The sequence below is a fragment of the Streptomyces sp. MAR4 CNX-425 genome, assembly GCF_048656465.1.
Taxonomy (GTDB): domain Bacteria; phylum Actinomycetota; class Actinomycetes; order Streptomycetales; family Streptomycetaceae; genus Streptomyces.
The window spans coordinates 18,988-39,425 of record NZ_JBMDLF010000007.1 but is presented as its reverse complement, the minus strand read 5'-3'; the positions used below and the strand labels follow the sequence as shown (position 1 = coordinate 39,425).

At 75.1% G+C, this 20,438-nt stretch carries 16 protein-coding genes; 6 read left to right on the top strand and 10 right to left on the bottom strand.

Translation table 11 applies throughout. The features are described from left to right. Positions 1-2: 2 nt before the first annotated feature. From ACHZ99_RS20365 to ACHZ99_RS20350, 4 genes are all read right to left on the bottom strand, one after another. Complete coding sequence (locus ACHZ99_RS20365) at positions 3-1,124, bottom strand: SIS domain-containing protein (RefSeq protein WP_420306101.1); 1,122 nt, start codon at positions 1,122-1,124, stop codon at positions 3-5. A 12-nt stretch (positions 1,125-1,136) separates the two neighbouring features. Next, positions 1,137-1,349, bottom strand: a complete 213-nt coding sequence (locus ACHZ99_RS20360) for a Trm112 family protein (RefSeq protein WP_420306100.1) — start codon at positions 1,347-1,349, stop codon at positions 1,137-1,139. A gap of 248 nt (positions 1,350-1,597) precedes the next feature. Continuing rightward, positions 1,598-2,956, bottom strand: a complete 1,359-nt coding sequence (locus tag ACHZ99_RS20355; protein WP_420306099.1) for a phosphomannomutase/phosphoglucomutase — start codon at positions 2,954-2,956, stop codon at positions 1,598-1,600. 115 nt (positions 2,957-3,071) lie between these two features. Then, positions 3,072-3,581, bottom strand: a complete 510-nt coding sequence (locus tag ACHZ99_RS20350) for a DUF3499 domain-containing protein (RefSeq protein ID WP_420306098.1) — start codon at positions 3,579-3,581, stop codon at positions 3,072-3,074. A 301-nt stretch (positions 3,582-3,882) separates the two neighbouring features. On the opposite strand from ACHZ99_RS20350, the gene ACHZ99_RS20345 reads away from it, so the two are divergent. Further along, entirely contained in the window at positions 3,883-4,263 is a 381-nt protein-coding gene (locus ACHZ99_RS20345; RefSeq protein ID WP_420306097.1) for a metallopeptidase family protein, read from the top strand. Positions 4,264-4,282: 19 nt separating this feature from the next. On the opposite strand, the gene ACHZ99_RS20340 is transcribed toward ACHZ99_RS20345, so the two are convergent. The 3 genes from ACHZ99_RS20340 to ACHZ99_RS20330 form a co-directional block, all read right to left on the bottom strand. After that, on the bottom strand, positions 4,283-5,824 hold the full coding sequence (locus ACHZ99_RS20340; protein ID WP_420306096.1) for a DUF5719 family protein: 1,542 nt from the start codon (positions 5,822-5,824) through the stop codon (positions 4,283-4,285). Further along, positions 5,821-9,570 carry a glycosyltransferase gene (locus ACHZ99_RS20335; RefSeq protein WP_420306095.1) on the bottom strand — a complete coding sequence of 1,250 codons (3,750 nt, stop codon included), beginning with the start codon at positions 9,568-9,570 and terminating at the stop codon, positions 5,821-5,823. Before ACHZ99_RS20335 ends, ACHZ99_RS20340 begins: the two co-directional genes overlap by 4 nt. Positions 9,571-9,829: 259 nt before the next feature. Beyond that, entirely contained in the window at positions 9,830-10,093 is a 264-nt protein-coding gene (locus ACHZ99_RS20330) for a WhiB family transcriptional regulator (RefSeq protein ID WP_018840771.1), read from the bottom strand. 634 nt (positions 10,094-10,727) lie between these two features. Here ACHZ99_RS20330 and ACHZ99_RS20325 point away from each other — a divergent pair. From ACHZ99_RS20325 to ACHZ99_RS20315, 3 genes are all read left to right on the top strand, one after another. Beyond that, complete coding sequence (locus ACHZ99_RS20325) at positions 10,728-11,273, top strand: cysteine dioxygenase (RefSeq protein WP_420306094.1); 546 nt, start codon at positions 10,728-10,730, stop codon at positions 11,271-11,273. Between the two features lie 205 nt (positions 11,274-11,478). Next, positions 11,479-12,435, top strand: coding sequence for a 2-phospho-L-lactate transferase (cofD, locus tag ACHZ99_RS20320; RefSeq protein ID WP_420306093.1), 957 nt, complete (start codon positions 11,479-11,481; stop codon positions 12,433-12,435). Then, the gene (locus ACHZ99_RS20315) at positions 12,432-13,829 is read left to right on the top strand and encodes a coenzyme F420-0:L-glutamate ligase (protein WP_420306092.1); all 1,398 of its coding nucleotides are present in this window, start codon (positions 12,432-12,434) and stop codon (positions 13,827-13,829) included. Before cofD ends, ACHZ99_RS20315 begins: the two co-directional genes overlap by 4 nt. A gap of 99 nt (positions 13,830-13,928) precedes the next feature. On the opposite strand, the gene ACHZ99_RS20310 is transcribed toward ACHZ99_RS20315, so the two are convergent. Next, the gene (locus ACHZ99_RS20310) at positions 13,929-15,095 is read right to left on the bottom strand and encodes an LCP family protein (RefSeq protein ID WP_420306383.1); all 1,167 of its coding nucleotides are present in this window, start codon (positions 15,093-15,095) and stop codon (positions 13,929-13,931) included. A gap of 197 nt (positions 15,096-15,292) precedes the next feature. Here ACHZ99_RS20310 and ACHZ99_RS20305 point away from each other — a divergent pair, with 197 nt between their 5' ends. After that, complete coding sequence (locus tag ACHZ99_RS20305) at positions 15,293-15,823, top strand: acyl-CoA thioesterase (protein WP_420306091.1); 531 nt, start codon at positions 15,293-15,295, stop codon at positions 15,821-15,823. Positions 15,824-15,902: 79 nt separating this feature from the next. Here ACHZ99_RS20305 and ACHZ99_RS20300 read toward each other — a convergent pair whose 3' ends face one another. Then, on the bottom strand, positions 15,903-17,330 hold the full coding sequence (locus ACHZ99_RS20300; RefSeq protein ID WP_420306090.1) for an LCP family protein: 1,428 nt from the start codon (positions 17,328-17,330) through the stop codon (positions 15,903-15,905). A 228-nt stretch (positions 17,331-17,558) separates the two neighbouring features. Between ACHZ99_RS20300 and ACHZ99_RS20295 the strand changes: the two genes are divergently transcribed. Next, positions 17,559-18,590: a glycosyltransferase family 2 protein gene (locus tag ACHZ99_RS20295; RefSeq protein ID WP_420306089.1), complete on the top strand. Its 1,032-nt coding sequence runs from the start codon at positions 17,559-17,561 to the stop codon at positions 18,588-18,590. Positions 18,591-18,623: 33 nt separating this feature from the next. Here the strand turns inward: ACHZ99_RS20295 and ACHZ99_RS20290 are convergent, their stop codons facing one another. Continuing rightward, positions 18,624-20,390 (bottom strand): LCP family protein, encoded by a 1,767-nt coding sequence (locus tag ACHZ99_RS20290; protein ID WP_420306088.1) that lies wholly within the window; start codon positions 20,388-20,390, stop codon positions 18,624-18,626. Between the last annotated feature and the right edge of the window lie 48 nt (positions 20,391-20,438).

Below are 20,438 nucleotides of genomic sequence, written 5' to 3'. Positions count from 1 at the left end.
GATCATGCGGAACCCGCAGCCAGGGCGAGGTAAACGGCGGTGAAATCGGCGGTGGCGAGCAGCTCCCCGGCGGCCTCCAGGGGGTCGCCGTCGGAGGGTTCCAGCTCGCTGACGGGGGTGCCCTGGGCGGCGGCCAGCTCGCGGGCGGCGGGGGCGGCCTCCCGGGGGGTGCGGGAGCCGTCGGCGGAGTCGTCGTGGAGCAGGACGACGCGGGCCTGGAGCGCGGCGGGCTCGTCGACGCGGTCGCGGAAGAGGTCGTCGGGGTCGGCGCCGGAGGTGAACGCCTCGGACAGCAGCATGCCGTGTGCGGTGAGCGCGTCGGGCAGGGCCGCGGGGAGCGCGGGGCGGCCGGCGAGGGCGGTCAGGCGGCGGGCGAAGTAGCGCGTGGCGGCGCCCGCGACGGGGCCCTCGCTCCACAGCAGCGGCAGCGACTCGGCCAGCTCGGCGGCGAGGGTCTTGGCGGGGTTCGCGTACGTCTCGATGGCCGGCCCGCAGCGCTCGGCGACGATGTCGAGGCGGTCGGCGACCCGGGCGAGGAGGTCGTCGGGGGCGGCGAGGAGGCCGATGCGGTCGGCGAGCGCGAGGAGCGGGGTGAGCTGCGGCCACAGGCCGCCGGTCTCGATCTGCTCACCGGGGGCGTGCAGCAGCGGCAGGGCGAGGCCGCGGGAGGTGACTATCTCGGTGACCGCGGAGGTGCGCGGGGCGACGGCCGCGACGGTGCAGCCGCGCCGGTACGCCTGTTCGACGAGGGCGCTGAGGCCGGGCTCGCGGCCGTACTCGGTGGCGATGAGCAGCAGGTCGTACGGGCCGGCCCAGCCGGGCAGCGTCCAGGTCAGGGCGCTGGGCTCGGGGCGGGCGCCGGCGGGGCGCAGGGCGGTGACCGGGCAGGCGCCGCCGGTCAGGGCGCGCAGCAGGTCGGCGGTGGTGTACGCGACGGGCCCGGGGGCGGCGACGAGCAGCGCGCGGGGGCGGCCGTCGGGGCGTACCCGGGCGAGGTCGGACTCGGCCGCCTGGCGGGCGGCGACGCGGACCTGGGCGCCGGCCTGGGCGACGCTGCGCAGCAGGCCGCGGGCGTCGGCGCGGCTCAGCTCCGCGGGGTCGTCGAGCAGCGACTCGTCGAGCATGTCGGCGGCGGCCTAGGCGGGGCGGCGGGCTTCGTCCACGAGCAGGACGGGGATCTCGTCGCGCACGGGGTAGACGAGGCCGCAGGTGTCCGAGGTGCACCGCAGCTCGGGCCCGGCGGGGTCGCCTTCGCCGGCCGCGCCGGCCGCGCCGTCCTCGCTCTCGCGCAGCGGAGCGTGGCACGCCGGGCAGGCGAGGATCTCCAGGAGGCTGGCGTCGACCGGCATGTACGTCCCCTTCGGCTGGCTGCGCTGCGGCGGTGCTGGGTGCGCTCGGCTGTGCGTACGAGCGGCAGCCGCCAGCCTACCGCCGGGCGTTCGGGCCCGCCCGCGCGCGGGCGGGCGGGGCGGGGGTGGGGACGGGGCAGCGGAGCGTACGGGCGGGGGTAAGGACCGTACGTCCTGGTTCGCGCCCCTTACCGGCCGCGCTCCGCCCGCGCGTCCTGCTCCCGCGCTCCTCCCCCGCTTCGGGGCCCTCAGCCCCGTACCAGCGCCAGCGCCTCGTCCCGTACCCGCGCCATGGTCTCCGCGTCGCCCGCCTCCACGTTCAGCCGCAGCAGCGGCTCGGTGTTGGACGCCCGGAGGTTGAACCACCAGCCGTCGCCGGTGACCGTCAGCCCGTCCAGCTCGTCGATCGAGACGCCGGCGCGCCCGGTGTACGCGGCCCGGACCGCCGCGATCCGGCCGTCCTGGTCCGCGACGGTGCTGTTGATCTCGCCGGAGGCCGCGTACCGGTCGTAGGCGGCGACGAGCTGCGACAGCGGGCCGTCCTGGCCGCCGAGCGCAGCGAGGACGTGCAGGGCGGCGAGCATGCCGGTGTCGGCGTTCCAGAAGTCGCGGAAGTAGTAGTGCGCGGAGTGCTCGCCGCCGAAGATGGCGCCCGTCCTGGCCATCTCCTCCTTGATGAAGGAGTGGCCGACGCGGGTGCGGACGGGGGTGCCGCCGTGCTCCTTGACGACCTCGGGCACGGACCAGGAGGTGATGAGGTTGTGGATGACGGTGCCGCCGCCGTTGCGCGCCAGCTCGCGGGCGGCGACCAGCGCGGTGATCGCGGACGGCGGCACCGGGTCGCCCTTCTCGTCCACGACGAAGCAGCGGTCGGCGTCGCCGTCGAAGGCGAGGCCGGCGTCGGCGCCCACCTTGCGGACCTCGGCCTGGAGGTCGGTGATGTTCTTCGGATCGAGCGGGTTGGCCTCGTGGTTGGGGAAGGTGCCGTCGAGTTCGAAGTACAGGGGGACGACGTCGACGGGCAGTCCGTCGAAGACGCTGGGCACGGTGTGGCCCGCCATGCCGTTGCCGGCGTCGACGACGACCTTCAGCGGCCGTACGGACCGGAGGTCGACCAGGGACCGCAGGTGGGCGGCGTAGTCCGCGAGGAGGTCGGTCTCGGTGACGGTGCCGGGCGCCGCGACGGGCGCGGGCGGGCCCTCGGCCCGCCACCGCTCGACCTTGGCGCGGATCTCGGCGAGCCCGGTGTCCTGGCCGACGGGGGCGGCGCCGGCGCGGCACATCTTGATGCCGTTGTAGCGCGCGGGGTTGTGGCTGGCGGTGAACATGGCGCCGGGCAGACCGAGATGGCCGCTGGCGAAGTAGAGCTGGTCGGTGGAGCACAGGCCGATGAGGACGGCGTCCGCGCCGCGGGCGCCGGCGCCGCGCGCGAAGGCGGCGGCCAGCGCGGGCGAGGAGGGGCGCATGTCGTGGCCGACGACGATCCGGCCGGCGCCGGTGGTCTCGGTGAACGCGGCGCCGAAGAGCTCGACGAGCGGCTCGTCGAGCTGCTCGGGGAAGACGCCGCGTACGTCGTACGCCTTCACGATCGTCGAGAGATCGGTCACGGTTACCGCCCTTCCGCGCGCTGCTGAGGCTTGCACAGTACGCGATGGGGTGGGCACGCGCCGTCCGGGGCCGGGCCGTCCGGCGGGGGTCCGCCGCGGGTCGGTCCGCCGGGGATCAGCCCTCCGGTGAGCGCAGCACCCGCAGGTGGGCGCGGCGGGCGACCTCCATGGGGTCCGCGTCCCGGCCGCCGGGGGCCGCCGCGCGGGGGGTGGCGCCGGCCATGCCGTCGCCGCCGGCGGGGGCGGCGCGGGGCGGGCGGGCGGCCTCGCGTACGGCGTTGGCCAGGGCCTCCAGGTCGTCGCCGCTGGGCCGCGCGGGGCCGGAGGGGACCGCGAGCCGGACGACCTCCCAGCCGCGGGGCGCGGTGAGCCGCTCGGAGTGCTCCGTGCACAGGTCGTAACAGTGCGGCTCGGCGTAGGTCGCGAGGGGGCCGAGGACGGCGGTGGAGTCGGCGTAGACGTAGGTGAGCGTCGCGACGGCGGCACGGCCGCATGCGGTGCGCGAACAGCGACGTACAGGGCTCACGGTGTTGGACGGTACCGCACTCCTGAGCGGGCCGCGACGACTCGCCGCCGCCTCACCCGCCCGTGTCGCCCCCCGTCCGGCGCGAAGCCGGGCGTACATGGCCGAGTTGATCTGCGACGTCGGTCACATCGCGGGCCCGTACGCCGGGACAAGTGATCATCCCTGGCTGTACATCGTGTCAATCCCACCGGTTTCGGCGGACGTCGACCCGTTCATCCGCGGGCCGATTCCACCGCCGACCGCTCACTTCGCGACATTCCCGGGGTTCCCTCCGGTTGGTCTGCGCCGGGCCCGGCGAGAGCTACTCTCGTCGGTGATGGAGCACACAGATCGACCGGCGCCGCCCCCCGGGCCCCCCTCGCGTCCGCGCGGGCGCACCCGCGACCGCCACGGTCGCGGCATGCGCGGCCCCGTGGCGCCGCCCCAGGTGCCGCTGGCGGTGACCCGCTCGGACGCCTTCGTCGACCTGGTGCACGAGTCCGCCACCCGCCTCGAACGCCGCTGGCCGCAGCTCTCCGGTGTCGAGTTCGCCGTCCTCGACGTGCCGGGCGGCGGCAGCGGCCCGGCCGGCTGGGAGAACGACGGCGGGGTGCCGCTCGGCAAGCTGGTCACGGGCGGCGGGGACCCGGACCGGATCGTCGTCTACCGCCGCCCGGTCGAGATCCGTACGAAGAACCGCGACGAGCGGGCGCTCCTGGTCCACGAGGTGATCGTCGAACAGGTCGCCGAACTCCTCGGCGTCGCTCCGGAGTCGGTCGATCCGCACTACGGCCAGGACTGAGCCGCGGCACCCGGCACCGTCAGTCCGCCAGGACGCCCAGGTCCTGCCCGGCGTCCGGGACTTCGACCATGCCCTTGTCGTCCGGGAGCGTCTGGATCGTGAACATCGGGATGCCGTCCTCCTTCTGCTCCAGCGTGCGCGAGGCGTAGAGCGGGCCGCCCGAGACCCGTTCGACGGTGAGCGCGAAAGTGCCCTTCGTGCCGGACGTCTTCGGGGGCTCGACGGCGAGGGTGGAGCGCGGCTTCACCTTGTACGTCTCCTCCGCCGGCTCGCCGCCCCCGCTGCCCGGCGACGCGGTCACCCGGACCTCGACGGCCTTGCCGGGGGCGGTGAGGGACAGGCTCGCGGCCTTCGGCCAGTTGCCGGAGGCGGTGGTGCGCTCCTCGACCGGGGCGGCGGCGGGGATGAACGCCATCTCCTGCCCGGTGTCCTTGCCGCGGGTCACCTGGAGGGCGGCGACGACGGGGGCAGTGCTGCCGTCCTCCGGCTCCAGGATCAGCGAACCCACCTCGCCCTGGGTGAGTTTCCGCATGTCGACCGCCGTCGTCATGCCGCTCTTGGCGTGCACCGACTCGTAGCCGGCGGGGGTGATCGAGCCGTTGGGGCCGGCGAGCTTCACGGCCAGGTCGGCGTCGTCCTCGCCCGGGACGTAGACGACCAGGCGCACGGAGGTGGCGTCGCCGGGGATGCCCGGGAGGACCGCGCCGGGGGCGGGTTCGGCGACGGGCTGGAGCCAGTCGCCGCCGATCTGCTCGTCGGCGGCGTGCACGGCGGCGCCGACGCGGCCGGAGCGGGCGGCGACGTGCACCGCGACGTTGATCGACGGGTCCTCGGCGAGGGTGGACAGGAGCACCGAGACGCTGGAGTGGGCCGGGACCTGGATGCCGTCGCCGTTCTCGCTCTCGACCTGGCCGTCCTTGTCGAACAGCTCCAGGTCGACGACGGCGGCCTCGTCGTCGGGGTTGGTCAGCTGGACGTAGTCGCGGCGCTCGTCGATCGTGCTGGCGCCGGCGAACCAGAACTCGGTGTCCGGCGCCGTGCACCGCGCGCCGGACAGGCCGCGGCCGTCGCCGACGGTGACCAGGGTCGTCTGCTGCACGCTCCAGCCGGGCGCGAAGTCGCCCTCGGCGGTGCCGACGAGGGCGGGCGCGCCGGCCTTCTCGGTGCTGGCCGCGGCGGGGGTGCCGGGGCGCTTCAGCGGGGCGACCGGCTTCGGGGCGTCGTCCTTCCCCCCGTCCTTCTCCGAGTCCTTCTCCGCGTCCTTGTCGTCGTTCTGTTCGTCCTCCTCGGCCGCCTCGGACTCCGTGGTGGCGGGGAGCAGTTCGGCGCTGCCCTCGTCGCCCTCGCCCGCGGGCGTGAAGGAGGTGTACGTCGTCTCGCCGACCTCCGTGTCGCCGGGCTGCGGGCACAGCAGCGTGGAGCGCTCGACGGCGATGCGGGAGGCGGCGGGCGCGGTCCCGCCGCCGTCCTCCTCGCCGTCGGGGACGGTGAGGGTGGCGAGGCCGGCGGTGACGGCGAGTGCGGCCGCGGCGGCGATCAGGGAGAGAGGGCCGGTCTTCACGCGTTGTCGCTCCCGTCCCGCTCGGCGCCCGCGCCGTAGGTCCGCTGGTCGTACTGGTCGTAGTACGGGTCGGGGTACTGGCCGGCGTCGTACTGCGGCTCGTAGGGCGCCTCGTACGGCGCCTGGCCGTACTGCCGGCCGTAGTCGGCGCCGTCCCACTCGTAGCCCTGCGGCGGGGCGGCATACGGATCGGCGACCGCCGTGTCCCCGTACCCCTGCTCCCCCTGGCCGGCGCCCGGCACCGGCGCGGCGGCCCACGCCGGCTGCTCCTCGGCGGCGCCCGGCGCGTCGCCCGGCGGGCCCGGGGGCATCGCGGGCGGCTCGGGCACGGCACCCGGCGCGGGCGCCTCCGCGCCCCCCGGCGCCCCCGGCGCCCCGGCCCCGCCGGCCTCCGCGGCCGCGGCCGCCCGCAGCCGCCGCGCGCGCCGCCCTTCGCCCGCCACCGCCTGCGCCGGCACCGCCGGCGCCGCGTCCGGCAGGTCGTCGTCCACGTCGCGCCGCCGCCCCGGCAGCGCCAGCACCAGCACCACGAGCAGCGCCGCGCCGCGCGCCCAGGTCCACGCCGTGTGCGTCACCGCGGTCTCGTACGTGACGTCCAGCCGGCCGCCGCCGGCGGGCAGCTCGAAGCCCTGCGCCCAGCCGTCGAGCGTCGTGGCCGTCAGCGGCTCGCCGTCCAGGGTGGCCCGCCACCCGGGGCTGGCCGCGTCCGCGAGGCGCAGCACGCGGCCCTCGGGGCCGTCCTTGAGGTCCGTGTGCACCTCGACGGGCCCGGCCGCCACCGGCACCGGCTCGGCGCCCGCGTCCGCGCCGTCGTCCCCGCCGCCGGCGGGGACGACGGTCGCGCGCGAGACCCGGGCGTCGACGCGCCACAGCGCGCCGCCGTCCTGCTGGCTGAGGCGGGTCAGGCCGGGGGTGGCGTCGAGCACGCGCGCGAAGGCGCGCGGGGCGTCGTTCCGTACGAGGACGTACCGCACGGCGTACTCGCCGAGCTCCGCCGACTGGTCGGCGCCGGAGCCGGCCACCAGCCCGGCGACGATGCCGGAGAGCCGCACGTTGCCGCCGCCGGCCGCGGCCAGCTCGGCGTCGCCGAGGCGGGCGCCGGCGCCGCGTACGAGCATGTACGCGACCTCGCCGGCCGACCCGCCGACGACCAGCGTGCGCGGCTGGTCCGGCGTGCGGCTCTCCTCCGCGACGAACGCCGGCACCTGGTCGGCGTCGCCGCGCTCCAGCGGCCCGTCCGCGCCGCGCCACATCCACCCGGCGGCCAGCGCCAGCGGCCCGAGGGCGCAGGCGGCGGCGACGAGCACCGCGGCCGGCTGCCGCCAGCCGAAGGACTGCTCGGCGACGCGGTGGCGGGCGCCTTCGGCGCCGATGACGGCGGCGGCCAGCAGCGCGAGCCCGTAGACGAGGGTCTGCGGCCCGGTCCAGCCGTCGCCGGCGCCGGCCGCGGCGAGCAGCCCGGCGAGGGCGGCGACGGCCCAGGCGGCCCGTACCGGAAGCGCCCGGTCGGAGCGCAGCAGGGCGGCCAGCGCGGCGAGCACGACGCCGGCGAGCAGCAGGCCGCCGCCGGCGTTGGGGCCCCCGGGCGAGGCGAGCAGCAGGCCGAGCGGGGTCGCGTCGGTGGCGGGGGTCTCCAGCCCGGCCTCGGTGAAGAAGCGCGAGGGCGCGGTCAGCAGCTCCAGCGACCAGGGCGCGAGGAGCACCACGGGGGTGACCAGGACGGCCAGTTGCCGCAGGGCCGCGCCGACGGGGCGCCGGCCGCGCGCGACGTACGAGGCGAGGAGGGCGGCGGCCAGCAGGGCGGCCAGCGGCCAGACGACGGGCGTGAAGGCGGTGGTGACGGTCAGCAGCAGCGCGTACGCCCAGGCGCCGCGCCAGCTCGCCCGCCCGCGCAGCCCGCTCGCGGCGACGGCGGCGCGGGCGAGGAGCGGCAGCAGCACGGCGAGCACCGCGGTGCCGATGCGGCCGGCGGCGAGCGCGCCGGTGGCGGCCGGCAGGAAGGCGTACGCGACGCTGCCCCAGGCGCGCAGCAGCCGGGAGCCGACGAGCGGCCGGGAGGCGAAGTACGCGGTGAAGCCGGCCAGCGGCACCGAGCAGACGAGCAGCAGGGTCAGCGCGGCGTCCGTGCTGCCGAACAGCAGGGTGCCGAGGGCGGCGAGGAACGCCAGGTAGGGCGGCGCGTCCTGGGTGCCGCCGGTGCCCACGGGGTGCCAGGAGTCGGCGTACGACGCCCAGAGGTCGCCGGCGTCGGCGGGGGCGGGCAGGAGCGCGCCGCCGATGAGGGAGCCGCCGCCGATCAGCTCACGGCAGGCGACGAGGGCGACGAGCAGCAGGACGGCGAAGAGCACCGGGCCGGGCTTGCGCGCGACCCGCTTCAGCCGGGCGAACTGCTCGACTTCGAGGAAGTCCGCGTCGTCGTCCCCGGGGCCGGACTCGACGGCCCCGCCGTGCCGGCCGCCGCCGGACAGCTCGGGCTCGGAGCGGCCGCTGAAGTTGTTGAGGACCTGTTCGACGGTGGCGCGTACGGTCGCGCCGCGGCCGGGGAAGAGGGGCTTGAGGTCGCCCGGCGGGACGGCGGGTTTGCCGCGCCGCCGGCGGGCGGCGGCGATCCGGTGCGGGCGCAGCAGCACGGCGCCGAGCCCGGCGACCTCGTCGAGGGCCTGGCGGGGGACCTTGCCGACGAGGTACGCGAGCGTGCGCAGCAGGGTGCCGAGGACGAGCCGGAAGGCGATGTACGGCAGGGCGACGGCGCTGCAGTTGGCGAGGAGGGTGTAGGCGGCGCCGGACTTGTCGACGCGGTGGGGGCTTGCGGATGTGCGCTCCGAGCGGCCGATGCAGTCGATGGAGCGGCGCTCGCGGGCGGCGGCCTCGGCGTGCCGCATGACGGCGTCGGGCTGGACGACGACGCGGTGGCCGGCCTTGTGGGCGCGCCAGCACAGGTCGACGTCGTCGCGCATGAGGGGCAGCCGGGCGTCGAAGCCGCCGAGTTGGTCGAAGACGTCGCGGCGGATGAGCATGCCGGCGGTGGAGACGGACAGCACGTCGCGGATGCCGTCGTGCTGGCCCTGGTCCTGCTCGCGGCGGTCGATGCCGGTCCAGCGGCGGCCGCTGTGGGCGATGGAGACGCCGGTCTCCAGCAGCTGCCTGCGGTCGTACCAGCTGCGCAGCTTGGGGCCGACGATCGCGGCGGAGGGCATGTCGTCGGCGAGGCGGAGCAGGGCGGCGAGCGCGCCGGGCTCGGCGGCGCAGTCGTCGTGCAGCAGCCAGAGCCACTGCACGGGCTCGCCGTGCGGGAACTCGGGCATGTCGTACGCGTCGTCGCGCCAGGTGCGGCTGACGGGGTCCCAGCCGCTGGGGCGGCGCAGGTACGGGAGTTGGTCGGGGGTCAGCACGCCGGCGGTGCGCGCGGCCTCGGCGGCCGCGGTGCCGAAGCCCGTGCGGCGGGCGAGGTGCAGCACGCGCTCGGCGCCGAGGGCCTCGGTGAGGATGCGGGCGGAGCCGTCGGCGCTGCCGGTGTCGGCGGCGATGACGTTCTGCACGGGGCGCTCCTGCGCCGTGAGCGCGGCGAGCGCGTCGGGCAGCCAGCGCTCGCCGTCGTGGGAGACGAGCACGGCGGTGACGACGTGCCGCGGGTAGGCGGGGGCGCCGCCGCCGGGGTCGGCCGTGGCCGTCCCGGGCCGGCCGCTTGCGTCTGCTGCGGCGGCCGGGTAGCCGGCCGCGTAGTCAGCGTGGCTGTGGTCGGACATGAGGTGCGGACCCCTGGCGGAGTCCGGGGTCACCTCCCGGGAAATGTGGCGGCTGTCGTGGACGGCACCCCACACTAGAGGGTCTGTCCGTCACGGGGCGACTTGGCGGAGGGTCCCCGGGCCGCCGCGGGGTTCCGCCGAGGTCGCGCGGGCCGCGCGGAGGCCGTACGGAGGCCGTACGGATGCGGCGCGGAGGCCGTGCGCGGGCCGCGCGGGCGCCCGGCGCACGCCCGCGCGCACGCCCGGCGCCCCTACGGCGCTACAGCGCCGCCTTCTTCAGCCGGCGCCGCTCCCGCTCGGACAGGCCGCCCCAGATGCCGAAGCGCTCGTCGTTGGCGAGGGCGTACTCCAGGCACTCGGACCGGACTTCACAGGCGAGGCAGACCTTCTTGGCCTCGCGCGTGGATCCGCCCTTCTCCGGGAAGAAGGACTCGGGATCGGTCTGGGCGCACAAGGCGCGCTCCTGCCACCCGAGCTCCTCGTCCGCCTCCTCGACCAGCACCTGCTGGAACAGCTCGGTCATCTGCGCGCCCCTCGTCTTCGCTTCCCCGTGATGTTGCCGTTACCGCATCGCCCGAACGACACGTGTGAAATTACAGGTACGTCGCTCTGGCACAGTCAAGCCGGGATCTGCTATTGGACCTCTTATTCACCCTGCGGCACCAAGCCCTCATGAAAAGTGTTCATATCGGCCAAGACCATGACAGTCCGATAGACCGTCACCCCGGTGGGCGTCCTCACCCGAAGAGACGATCAGGGCTACGGCGCCGTTGCGGCCCGCCCGGCAAAGCGAAGAAGATCACAGTCGCGTCACGGATGCACAACGGCACCCCGGCCCCGATGGTCGCCCCGCGGTTGGTCGCCGTCCTCTCCGTACAACGGGCTGAATAAACCTTTCGCCACGCCCCGCAACCGGAAGGTGTGAATCCTTGCGCGCAACCCGGACATCCGGTTGACAACCGCCGTCCCGATCCGCTCTGCTGATGCCCATGTCGGGCCCGTGGCCGTACCGGCCGAGCGAGGAGTGTCCGAGCTGTTGTAGCCGCTGAGGCTCCAGCTCCCTCCTCCGCTGCCCGCGCGGCCCCCGGCCGCACACCCCCGGCACCCCTCGTTCCGCACTCCGCGCGCACCACACACGCCAAGGACTCCCGAGCCCGATGCTCAGCGACATCCAGGTCGGCGGCGACCCGCTCGCCTTCCCCCACCTGCTCCCGCCCGCGCCCGCCCACCCCGCCACCGTCGCCGACTTCGCCGGCCTCGCCCGCGCGCTCGCCGCCGACCGGGCCGCCTGGGCGCCCCTCGTCGGCTACGACCCCGTCACCCGCTGGTACCACCGGCTGCGCACCGGCCCCGGATACGAGGTGTGGCTGCTCAGCTGGCTGCCCGGCCAGGGCAGCGGGGCACACGGCCACGGGCCCTCCTCCGGCGTATTCACCGTGCTGGCGGGGGAGTTGACCGAGCGCGCGAACCACACCGCGCGCACCCTCGCGCCCGGCGCGCAGCGCTTCTTCGCGCCGGGGTACGTCCACGAGGTCGTCAACGACGCGCTGACGCCCGCCGTCAGCCTGCACGTCTACTTCCCGGCCCTCACCGAGATGCCGATGCACGAGATGGCGTCCCGCCGGGGGTGCAGCCGATCAGCGGACCGGAACGAGCAGGTCCCGCCGAGCGCTTCGGCCGGCCGGGGCGCTACCGGTGCCTGACCGGGCCACTTCGCGTGCCGCACCCACGGAGAGATCATCGCGAGTCCGGCACCGGAGGGCGAAGCCCGTGATCGCCTGCACCACCTCGCGGGACGCTGCCCCGCACGACGACCACGCGAGCGCGGCGCGCTGCACCGCCGCCGCCACCGCCCGCGGGACGGGTGAGCCGGCCCGCTCCTGACCCCGGCCTGCAAGACTGGGCGCCATGCGCATCGTTGTACTGGCCGGCGGGATCGGCGGCGCCCGGTTCCTCCGCGGCCTGAAGCAGGCAGAGCCGGACGCGGACGTCACCGTCGTCGGCAACACCGGCGACGACATCCACCTGTTCGGCCTCAAGGTCTGTCCCGACCTCGACACCGTGATGTACACGCTCGGCGGCGGCATCCACGAGGGACAGGGCTGGGGCCGCGCCGACGAGACGTTCACCGTCAAGGAGGAGCTGGCCGCGTACGGCGTCGGGCCCGGCTGGTTCGGGCTCGGCGACCGCGACTTCGCCACCCACATCGTGCGCACCCAGATGCTCGGCGCGGGCTTCCCGCTCAGCGCCGTCACCGAGGCGCTGTGCGACCGCTGGCAGCCCGGCGTGCGGCTGCTCCCGATGACCGACGACCGGGTCGAGACGCACGTCGCCGTCGACGTGGACGGCGAGCGCCGGGCGATCCACTTCCAGGAGTACTGGGTGCGGCTGCGCGCCTCCGTGCCCGCGCTCGCGGTGGTCCCGGTCGGCGCCGAGCAGGCCAAGCCCGCGCCCGGGGTGCTGGAGGCCATCGCCGAGGCCGACGTGGTGCTGTTCCCGCCGTCCAACCCCGTCGTCAGCGTAGGCACGATCCTCGCCGTGCCCGGCGTCCGCGAGGCCATCGCCGACGCCGACGTGCCCGTCGTGGGCCTGTCCCCCATCGTCGGCGGCGCCCCGGTGCGCGGCATGGCGGACAAGGTGCTGGCCGCGGTCGGCGTCGAGTCCACGGCGGAGGCGGTCGCGCTGCACTACGGCTCGGGGCTCATCGACGGCTGGCTGGTCGACGAGGTGGACGCGGCGGCGGTGCCGGCGGTGGAGGCCGCCGGGATCCGCTGCCGGGCGGTGCCGCTGATGATGCGGGACACGGACGCGACGGCGCGGATGGCCGCGGCGGCGCTGGAGCTGGCTCAGGAGGTACGGGCATGACGGCGGGCACGGCGCCGCACGCGGCGAAGGGCGCGGGGCAGGACGGGGGCGCGGCAGCGGGGGCGCCCGCGTTCTCCGTACGGGCCCTGCCCGGCATCCCCGAGCTACGCCCCGGCGACGACCTCGCCAAGCTCGTCGCCGCCGCGGCACCCGGTCTCGCCGGACCCCCGCTCGCCGACGGCGACATCCTCGTCGTCACCTCCAAGGTGGTCAGCAAGGCGGAGGGCCGGGTGCGGGAGACCGACCCCTCCGGGGACCGGGAGGCCGCCATCGACGAGGAGACCGTGCGCCTCGTCGCCCGCCGCGGCCCGCTGCGTATCGTCGAGACCCGGCACGGCCTGGTGATGGCCGCCGCCGGCGTGGACGCCTCCAACACCCCCGCCGGCACCGTCCTGCTGCTCCCCGAGGACCCGGACGCCTCCGCCCGCGCGCTGCGCGCCGGCCTGCGCGAGATCCTCGGCGTCAACGTCGGCGTCCTGGTCACCGACACCTTCGGCCGCCCCTGGCGCAACGGCGTCACCGACGTCGCGATCGGCGCCGCCGGCGTCCGGGTGCTGGACGACCTGCGGGGCGTCCCGGACACGTACGGCAACGCCCTGGAGGGCACGATCGTCGCCGCCGCCGACGAGCTGGCCGCCGCCGGCGAGCTGGTCAAGGGCAAGGCCGACGGGCTGCCGGTGGCGGTGCTCAGCGGGCTGCCGCAGCTCGTCGCCCCGGCCGGCGAGGACGACGGGCCGGGCGCCCGCGCGCTGGTGCGGGAGCCGGCCGAGGACATGTTCCGCCTCGGCACGTCGGAGGCGGTCCGGGAGGCGGTCACGCAGCGGCGCACGGTGCGCGAGTTCACGGCCGAGCCCGTCGACCCGGCGGCGGTGCGGCGGGCGGTGGCCGCGGCGGTGACGGCGCCGGCGCCGCACCACACGACGCCGTGGCGGTTCGTGCTGCTGGAGTCGGCCGCGGCGCGGACGGAGCTGCTGGACGCGATGCGCGAGGCGTGGATCCGGGACCTGCGGGAGCTGAGCGGCTTCACGGAGGAGTCCATCGCCAAGCGGATCCGCCGCGGCGACGTGCTGCGCAACGCCCCGTACCTGGTGGTGCCCTGCCTGGTGATGGACGGCTCGCACACCTACCCGGACGACCGGCGCAACGCCGCCGAGCGGGAGATGTTCGTCGTCGCCACCGGGGCCGGGGTGCAGAACTTCCTCGTCGCGCTGGCCGGCGAGTCGCTGGGCTCGGCGTGGGTGTCGTCCACGATGTTCTGCCGGGACGTGGTCCGCGAGGTGCTGGACCTGCCGGCGGACTGGGACCCGATGGGCGCGGTGGCCGTGGGCCACGCGGCGGCCCCGCCGCGGCAGCGGCCGCCGCGGGCGGCGGAGTCGTTCACGGTGGTGCGCTGAGCCCGGCGCGGCAGCCGCACGGCGCCGTAGCGTGCCGTACGGAACGAAACGGACCCCGGCCCGCCGCGGGCCGGGGTCCCCTTCGGTCGGTCGCGCCGGTCAGCTGCCGGACACGGTGACCTTCTCGTCGTTCTTCAGCTGCTCGAAGAGCTTCTTGGCCTTCGGCTCGTCCCACACCTGTATGGACCCGAGCCGCGAGTCGGTGCCGCCGGAGACGACCGGCAGGTTCATCTGCTTGCCGTCGCCGCCCGAGACGCCCTTCATCGCCCAGAACATCTGCAGCACGTTGAACAGGCTCATCTCCTTGTCGACGATCAGCGAGTCCAGGCCGGCGCCCATGGTCGGGTAGAGCTTGAACGGGTTGAGGACCGTCGACATCTTCGCCGACTCGTCGGCCAGCTTGGACAGCAGCTTCTGCTGGTTCTTCGTCCGGTCCAGGTCGCCGCCCGGCAGCGCGTAGCGGTTGCGGACGAAGGCCAGCGCCTCGGCGCCGTCGAGCTTCTGGCAGCCCTTCTGGAAGTCGGCGCCGGAGTTGTCGTCCTGGACCGCCTTGTCGAAGCACATCTCGACGCCGCCGAGTTCGTCGACGATGTTGGCGAAGCCGCCGAAGCCGATCTCGGCGTAGTGGTCGATGTGCAGGCCGGTGTTGTACTCGACGGTGCGGACGAGCAGTTCGGGGCCCTCGATGGAGTAGGCGGCGTTGATCTTCTGGGTCTGCTCCGGGATGCGGTTGCCGGTCTCCGAGCCGGTGAAGGCCGGGATGGTGACCTTCCAGTCGCGCGGGAGGCTGATCATGGTGTTCCCGTTCTCGCCCTTGTGCAGGATCATCATCGAGTCGGTGCGCTTGCCCTCCACCGATCCGGTGTGCAGCTCGTCCTGCCGCTCCTCGGACAGGCCCTCGCGGCTGTCCGAGCCGACGATGAGGAAGTTCGTGCCGGGCTGGTCGCCGGGGCGGTCCTCGACCTTGCTGAGGTCCACCTCGCGGCGCAGCTTGGAGTCGGCCCAGAAGTACGTCGCGACCGGTACGACGATCAGGAAGACGAGCGCCACGATGACACCGATCTTGATCCGCTTGCGCCAGTCCGGCGGCGGCTTGCCGTAGCCGCCGCCGCGGCGGCCGTCGCCCCCGTTCCCGTACGGGTCCGGGGGGCCGCCGCCGCTGCGGTAGACCTGCCCCTCGTTGTAACCGTCGTCGTACGGACCGTGGCCGTCGTCGTAGCCCCGGGACCGCTGCGGCGGCACTCCGCCGCCGCCCACCACGGGCATGACGCGGTGGGGCTCCGGGTCGGCGGCGCGGCTGCCGCGCCCGTGCCGGTCCCGGCTGTCTGCGGTCCATCCCTCGGGCCAGTCGCTCATGCGGGAAGTGTGCCCTGCCCGCCCGGGCCACCTGAAGGGGGGTTCAGGATCGGACCGGGGTTGTAGCGGTTCTGATGCAAAGCGGCGCGCCGCATAAAGTGACACACATGAACGATCAGGAACGCCCGGCGGCGGGCGGGGCGAAACCCACGTCGGCCTCCCGCACCACGCTGTCGCACATCATGACGGCGAACGACGCGAACCTGCTCGGCACCGTGCACGGCGGCGTGATCATGAAACTGGTGGACGACGTGGCCGGGGCGGTCGCCGGGCGGCACTCGGGCGGCCCGGCGGTGACGGCGTCGATGGACGAGATGGTGTTCCTGGAGCCGGTGCGGATCGGAGACCTGGTGCACGTCCTGGCGCAGGTCAACTGGACAGGGCGGACCTCGATGGAGGTCGGGGTGCGGGTGATGGCGGAGCGGTGGAACGAGTCGACGCCGGCGAAGCAGGTCGCCAGCGCGTACCTGGTCTTCGCGGCGGTCGACGACGGTGGCCGGCCGCGCCCGGTGCCGCCCGTCGTCCCGGAGACGGAGCGCGACGAGCGGCGCTGCCAGGAGGCCCAGATCCGGCGCACGCACCGGCTGGCCCGCCGCCGCGCGATCAAGGACCTCCGGGAGCGGCGCGAGACCGCCTGACGGCGGGGGAACGGGCCGGGACCGGCCCCGCGGGCTTCCCCGCCGAGGCGGAGGCACCCCCGCGGCCGCGCGGGACGCGTTATGTACAGAGAACCTCGTCGCCCGTGACCGCCGACCAGACGTCCGCGCCGTCCAGGATCGGGTCCGCGGGCCGTACGCGCCGCACCTTCTCGTGGTCCGGGCCCAGCGTGACCGTCAGCACCGCGCCGTGGTCCGGCACCGGGCGCAGCTTCGCGTGCGGGAGGGCGGCGGCCAGGGAGCGGGCGGAGCGGTCCCACTCCGGGTCGTACGTGATCACCGTACGGCCCGTCGGCGCCGCCGTCGTGGCGGTGCCGGCGGTGGCGAAGCCGGTGCGGGCCAGCGCCCGGTCCACGCGGGCGCCGAGGCCGTTCTCCGCGGTGCCGTTCTCCACCCGCACCCTGATCTGCTCCGGCGGCACCTCCACCGGCGCCGGTTTCCGCTGCCCGCCCCCACCCCCGCTCCCGTTCTTTCCGCGCTCCGCGCCCCCGCGCCGCGGCTTGAGCGGCCTGTCCTCGCGCAGCCGCTCGAACAGCCGCCGGGCCCCCTCCTCGTCCCACTTGACCGTGGCGCCCAGCCCCGGCACCTCGTAGTCCATGTCCGCCACCGGCACCGTCGCGAACTCCGACGACCCCGGCGAGAACCCGTGCAGCGCCTTGCCCAGCGCGAACACCGCCCCGGTGTCCAGCGACGCGTCCGTGCGCACCGCGCCGAGGAGCGTCGAGCCGACCTCGCGGAAGCGCAGCGGGTTCATCAGCCCGCTGCTGCCGGTGAGCTTGTCGATGACGGCGGCCAGGAAGCGCTGCTGGCGCTTCATCCGGCCCATGTCGGACGCGCCGTCCAGGTGCCGGGCGCGTACGTACGCCAGCGCCTCCCCGCCGTCCAGGCTGCTGGTGCCCGCGGGCAGGTCGAGGCCGGAGTACCTGTCGCGCAGCGGGCGCTGCGTGCACACCTGCACGCCGCCGACGACGTCCACGGTCTTCATGAACGCCGCGAAGTCGATCTCCACGTAGTGATCGATGTGCACCCCGGACAGCTTCTCCACCGCGCGTACGGTCAGCGGCGGGCCGCCGTGCGTGTACGCCGCGTTGACCTTCGCCGGGTGCGCGGTGCGCCGTTCGCCGAGGGCGCGGTTGGTGTGCGGCGGCAGCTCGACGTAGCTGTCGCGCGGGATGCTGACCACGCTCGCCCGCTCGCGGTCCCGCGACAGGTGGACGAGCATCAGCGCGTCCGTGCAGTTGCACGGCTGCCCGCCGAGGTGGTGTTCGCGCCGTTCCTGCGCGCTGACGCTGTCGCGCCGGTCGACGCCGGCGACGAGGAAGTTGAGCCCGTCGCCGTCCCGGGGGCGGTCGTGGAGCCCGCCGAAGGCGTCGACCCGCTGGATGCCGGCGCCGATGGAACTCAGCAGGAAGTAGCCGGCCCCGCCGGTGGCCAGCAGGAGCACGGACAGCGCGGTGGCGATCCGCAGACCCCAGCGCGGGCGCTTCACGGACGGGGCTGGCACGGTGGGGGGACCTCCGCGGGGCTTGGACGGGTACGGGTCGGTGCGGGTCGGTAGGGGGCGCGCGGGTGCGCGGACGCCCGGCGGGTGGTACGGGCAGGGACCGACCACGGTAGGGACGTGGGCGCCGTCCTTCCCCGCACACGCCGCCCGTACGCCCGACGCCACCCTGCGGGCACGCCCCGATCCCCCGTTCGCGGTAACCTGAGCGACGCTATGAACGACTCTGCGCCCGCCCCCGCGGTCTCCGTGATCATGCCGGTGCTCAACGAGGAACGGCACCTCCGCGAGGCGGTGCGGCACATCCTGGAGCAGGACTACGACGGCGACCTGGAGGTCGTCATCGCCCTCGGCCCGTCCACGGACCGCACCGACGCCATCGCCGCCGAGCTGGTCCGCGAGACCGCGGACGGCCCCCGCTGCCGGGTGCACACGGTGCCCAACCCCACGGGCCGTACCCCCGCCGGGCTCAACGCGGCCATCAAGGCGTCCAGGCACCCGGTCGTTGTCCGCGTCGACGGGCACGGCATGCTCTCCCCCGGCTACATCGCCACCGCCGTGCGGCTGCTGGCCGAGACGGGCGCGCAGAACGTCGGCGGCGTCATGCGCGCCGAGGGCGAGACGAGCTGGGAGCAGGCCGTCGCCGCCGCGATGACCGCGCGCATCGGGGTCGGGAACGCCGCGTTCCACACCGGCGGGGAGGCGGGGCCCGCGGACACCGTCTACCTCGGGGTCTTCCGCCGGGAGGCGCTGGAGCGGCAGGGCGGGTACAACGAGGAGTTCATCCGCGCGCAGGACTGGGAGCTGAACTTCCGGATCCGCTCGGCGGGCGGGGCGGTCTGGTTCTCGCCGGAGCTGACGGTCTCGTACCGGCCGCGCCCGAGCGTGCGGACGCTGGCCAGGCAGTACCGGGACTACGGCCGCTGGCGCCGCGTCGTCGCCCGCTACCACAAGGGCTCGATCAACCCGCGCTATCTCGCGCCGCCCGCCGCGCTGGCGGGGATCGTGGCGGGGGTGCTGGTGACCCCGCTGACGCCGCTGGGGCTGGGGATCCCGCTCGCGTACGCCGTGGGGATCGCGGCCGGCTCCGTGCCCGCGGGGCGCGGTCTGCCCGTGCGGGCGCGGCTGCGGATCCCGGTGGCGCTGGCCACGATGCACATGTCGTGGGGCTGGGGGTTCCTCACCAGCCCGCGGTCGCTGGCGCGGAAGGTGATCGCCAGCCGCCGGCCGGCGGTCCCGGCGCCCTGAGCGCTCCCCGGGCGGGCATGGGCGGCCCGGGCGTCACCACGTGTAGGCGGGGTTGACGTCCATGCACGCCTCCTTGTTGCTGCCCGCCAGCGGGTTGGCGCTGTCCGGGGCCTTCTCCGGCTCCGCGGCCCCGTCGTCGCCGCCCGCGCCCTCGGGGTAGGCGGTGCCCTCCCGCCAGTCCGCGCCGACGACCAGCGTGACCTCGTCGACGCTGACGGACTGCTTCACCGCCCGGTCGGGCAGCCCGAGCGCCTTGGCCACCGCCAGGGCGTTCGCGTGCTGCGCCTCGGTCCCGTACGAGACCGTGGTGTCGGCCTGCGACTTGGGCGTGGCGTCGGTGGCGGCCCGGGTGAAGCCCTCGCCGACGAGCACCTGCGAGACCTCGCCGGCCCGGCCGGTGACCGGGGCCGCCGTCGTCGTACCGGTGCCGTTCTGCACGAGGACGGGGATGTCCGCCTTCGGGTCGGCCTCGGCGACGAGGTCCTCGGCCGGCTTCTTCTTCCCGGGCTTGTCCTTGCCGTCGAAGGCGACGTCGTTGCGGAGCATGGACCAGATCTGTGCCGCGTCCTTCTCGTTGGGTATGACGTGCGCGGTGTTCTGCGGGTCCTGCACCCACGGCATGGTGGTCATGGTGATGCGGTCGGTTGGCACCCGCTTGATCTCGTTGGCGAGGTCGTACAGCTCCTTCACCGACCCCAGTTCCTCGTCGACGGTCAGCGCGTTGGTGGCCGCCACGGCCAGGGCGCGCAGCTTGCCGGGGTCGCTGAGCTTGGTGCCCTCCTTGAGCTGGCGGGCCATCGCGTTCATGTACTGGTGCTGGGCGTGGGTGCGGCCGATGTCGCTGCCGTCCTCGAAGCCGTGCCGGGTGCGGAGCCACTGGAGCGCCTGCACGCCCTTGATGGTGGTCTCGCCCTTCTCCAGCCGCAGCCCGGAGTCCGGGTCGTCGACGTTGTCCCGTACGCAGACGGGGACGCCGCCGACCGCGTCGGCCATGCTCACCACGCCCTCGAACTCGATCATCATGAAGTGGTCGATGGAGACGCCGGTGAGGGTCTCCCAGGCGGCCACGGTGCAGCCCGGACCGCCGTGCTGGAGGCTGGTGTTGATGGTCGCGGTGGTGGTCTCGGGGTAGACCTTGCCGTCGTCGGGGTCGGTGCACTCGGGGATGGTCACCCGGGTGTCGCGCGGAACGCTGACCACGGACATGTTGCTGCGGTCCGCGGAGACGTGGAGCAGCATCTGCACGTCCGCCAGCGGGTCGCGGCCGACGTCGTCGTGGGAGCCGCCGAGCCTGAGGTTCTCTTCGGAGTTCCGGCTGTCGGACCCGAGGAGCAGGATGTCCAGCGGGGTCTGGCCGTCGGCGTTGGGCTGCTTCTCGTCGAGCTTGTTCTTGCCGAGGTTGAGCGGGTCCTTCTCCAGGTTGTTGTTCAGGTCGCGGTAGAAGAGGTAGCCGGCGGCGGCGGCGCCGAGTATGACGAAGGCGACGGTGCCGAAGAACCAGCGGGCGACGCGCACCCCGCGGCCGCGGCGGCGCGGGGGCGGCGGCCCGTCGTCGTCGCCGTCCGCGTAGCCGTCGGGGCCGTACGGGCCGTCGGAGCGGTGGCGGTCGTAGCCGTCGTGGCCGTCGTCGTGGCGCGGGCCGTCGTAGCGGGGGTCGCCGTCGGGGTGACGCGCGTAGCCGCGCTGCGGTGGCATTCCGGGCACGCCCGCGTCCTCGTACAGAGTGTCGTCCCAGCCGAGCTCGCGGGCTCTGTCGGGGCGACGGTCCGCTCCGCTACCGCGGACACCGCTGCGGCGCATGGGGCCTCCCGGTCGATCGCGTACGTGCGGTGTCCAGTCCGCACGTCC

Bases quoted from the DNA above. Each gene is read 5' to 3' on its own strand.
- ACHZ99_RS20305 (WP_420306091.1), top strand. From the start codon at position 15,293: ATGAACGATCAGGAACGCCCGGCGGCGGGCGGGGCGAAACCCACGTCG.
- ACHZ99_RS20290 (WP_420306088.1), bottom strand. From the start codon at position 20,390: ATGCGCCGCAGCGGTGTCCGCGGTAGCGGAGCGGACCGTCGCCCCGAC.
- ACHZ99_RS20295 (WP_420306089.1), top strand. From the start codon at position 17,559: ATGAACGACTCTGCGCCCGCCCCCGCGGTCTCCGTGATCATGCCGGTG.
- ACHZ99_RS20350 (WP_420306098.1), bottom strand. From the start codon at position 3,581: ATGTACGCCCGGCTTCGCGCCGGACGGGGGGCGACACGGGCGGGTGAG.
- ACHZ99_RS20335 (WP_420306095.1), bottom strand. From the start codon at position 9,570: ATGTCCGACCACAGCCACGCTGACTACGCGGCCGGCTACCCGGCCGCC.
- cofD (WP_420306093.1), top strand. From the start codon at position 11,479: ATGCGCATCGTTGTACTGGCCGGCGGGATCGGCGGCGCCCGGTTCCTC.
- ACHZ99_RS20345 (WP_420306097.1), top strand. From the start codon at position 3,883: ATGCGCGGCCCCGTGGCGCCGCCCCAGGTGCCGCTGGCGGTGACCCGC.
- ACHZ99_RS20360 (WP_420306100.1), bottom strand. From the start codon at position 1,349: ATGCCGGTCGACGCCAGCCTCCTGGAGATCCTCGCCTGCCCGGCGTGC.
- ACHZ99_RS20330 (WP_018840771.1), bottom strand. From the start codon at position 10,093: ATGACCGAGCTGTTCCAGCAGGTGCTGGTCGAGGAGGCGGACGAGGAG.
- ACHZ99_RS20315 (WP_420306092.1), top strand. From the start codon at position 12,432: ATGACGGCGGGCACGGCGCCGCACGCGGCGAAGGGCGCGGGGCAGGAC.
- ACHZ99_RS20325 (WP_420306094.1), top strand. From the start codon at position 10,728: ATGCTCAGCGACATCCAGGTCGGCGGCGACCCGCTCGCCTTCCCCCAC.
- ACHZ99_RS20310 (WP_420306383.1), bottom strand. From the start codon at position 15,095: ATGCCCGTGGTGGGCGGCGGCGGAGTGCCGCCGCAGCGGTCCCGGGGC.
- ACHZ99_RS20365 (WP_420306101.1), bottom strand. From the start codon at position 1,124: ATGCTCGACGAGTCGCTGCTCGACGACCCCGCGGAGCTGAGCCGCGCC.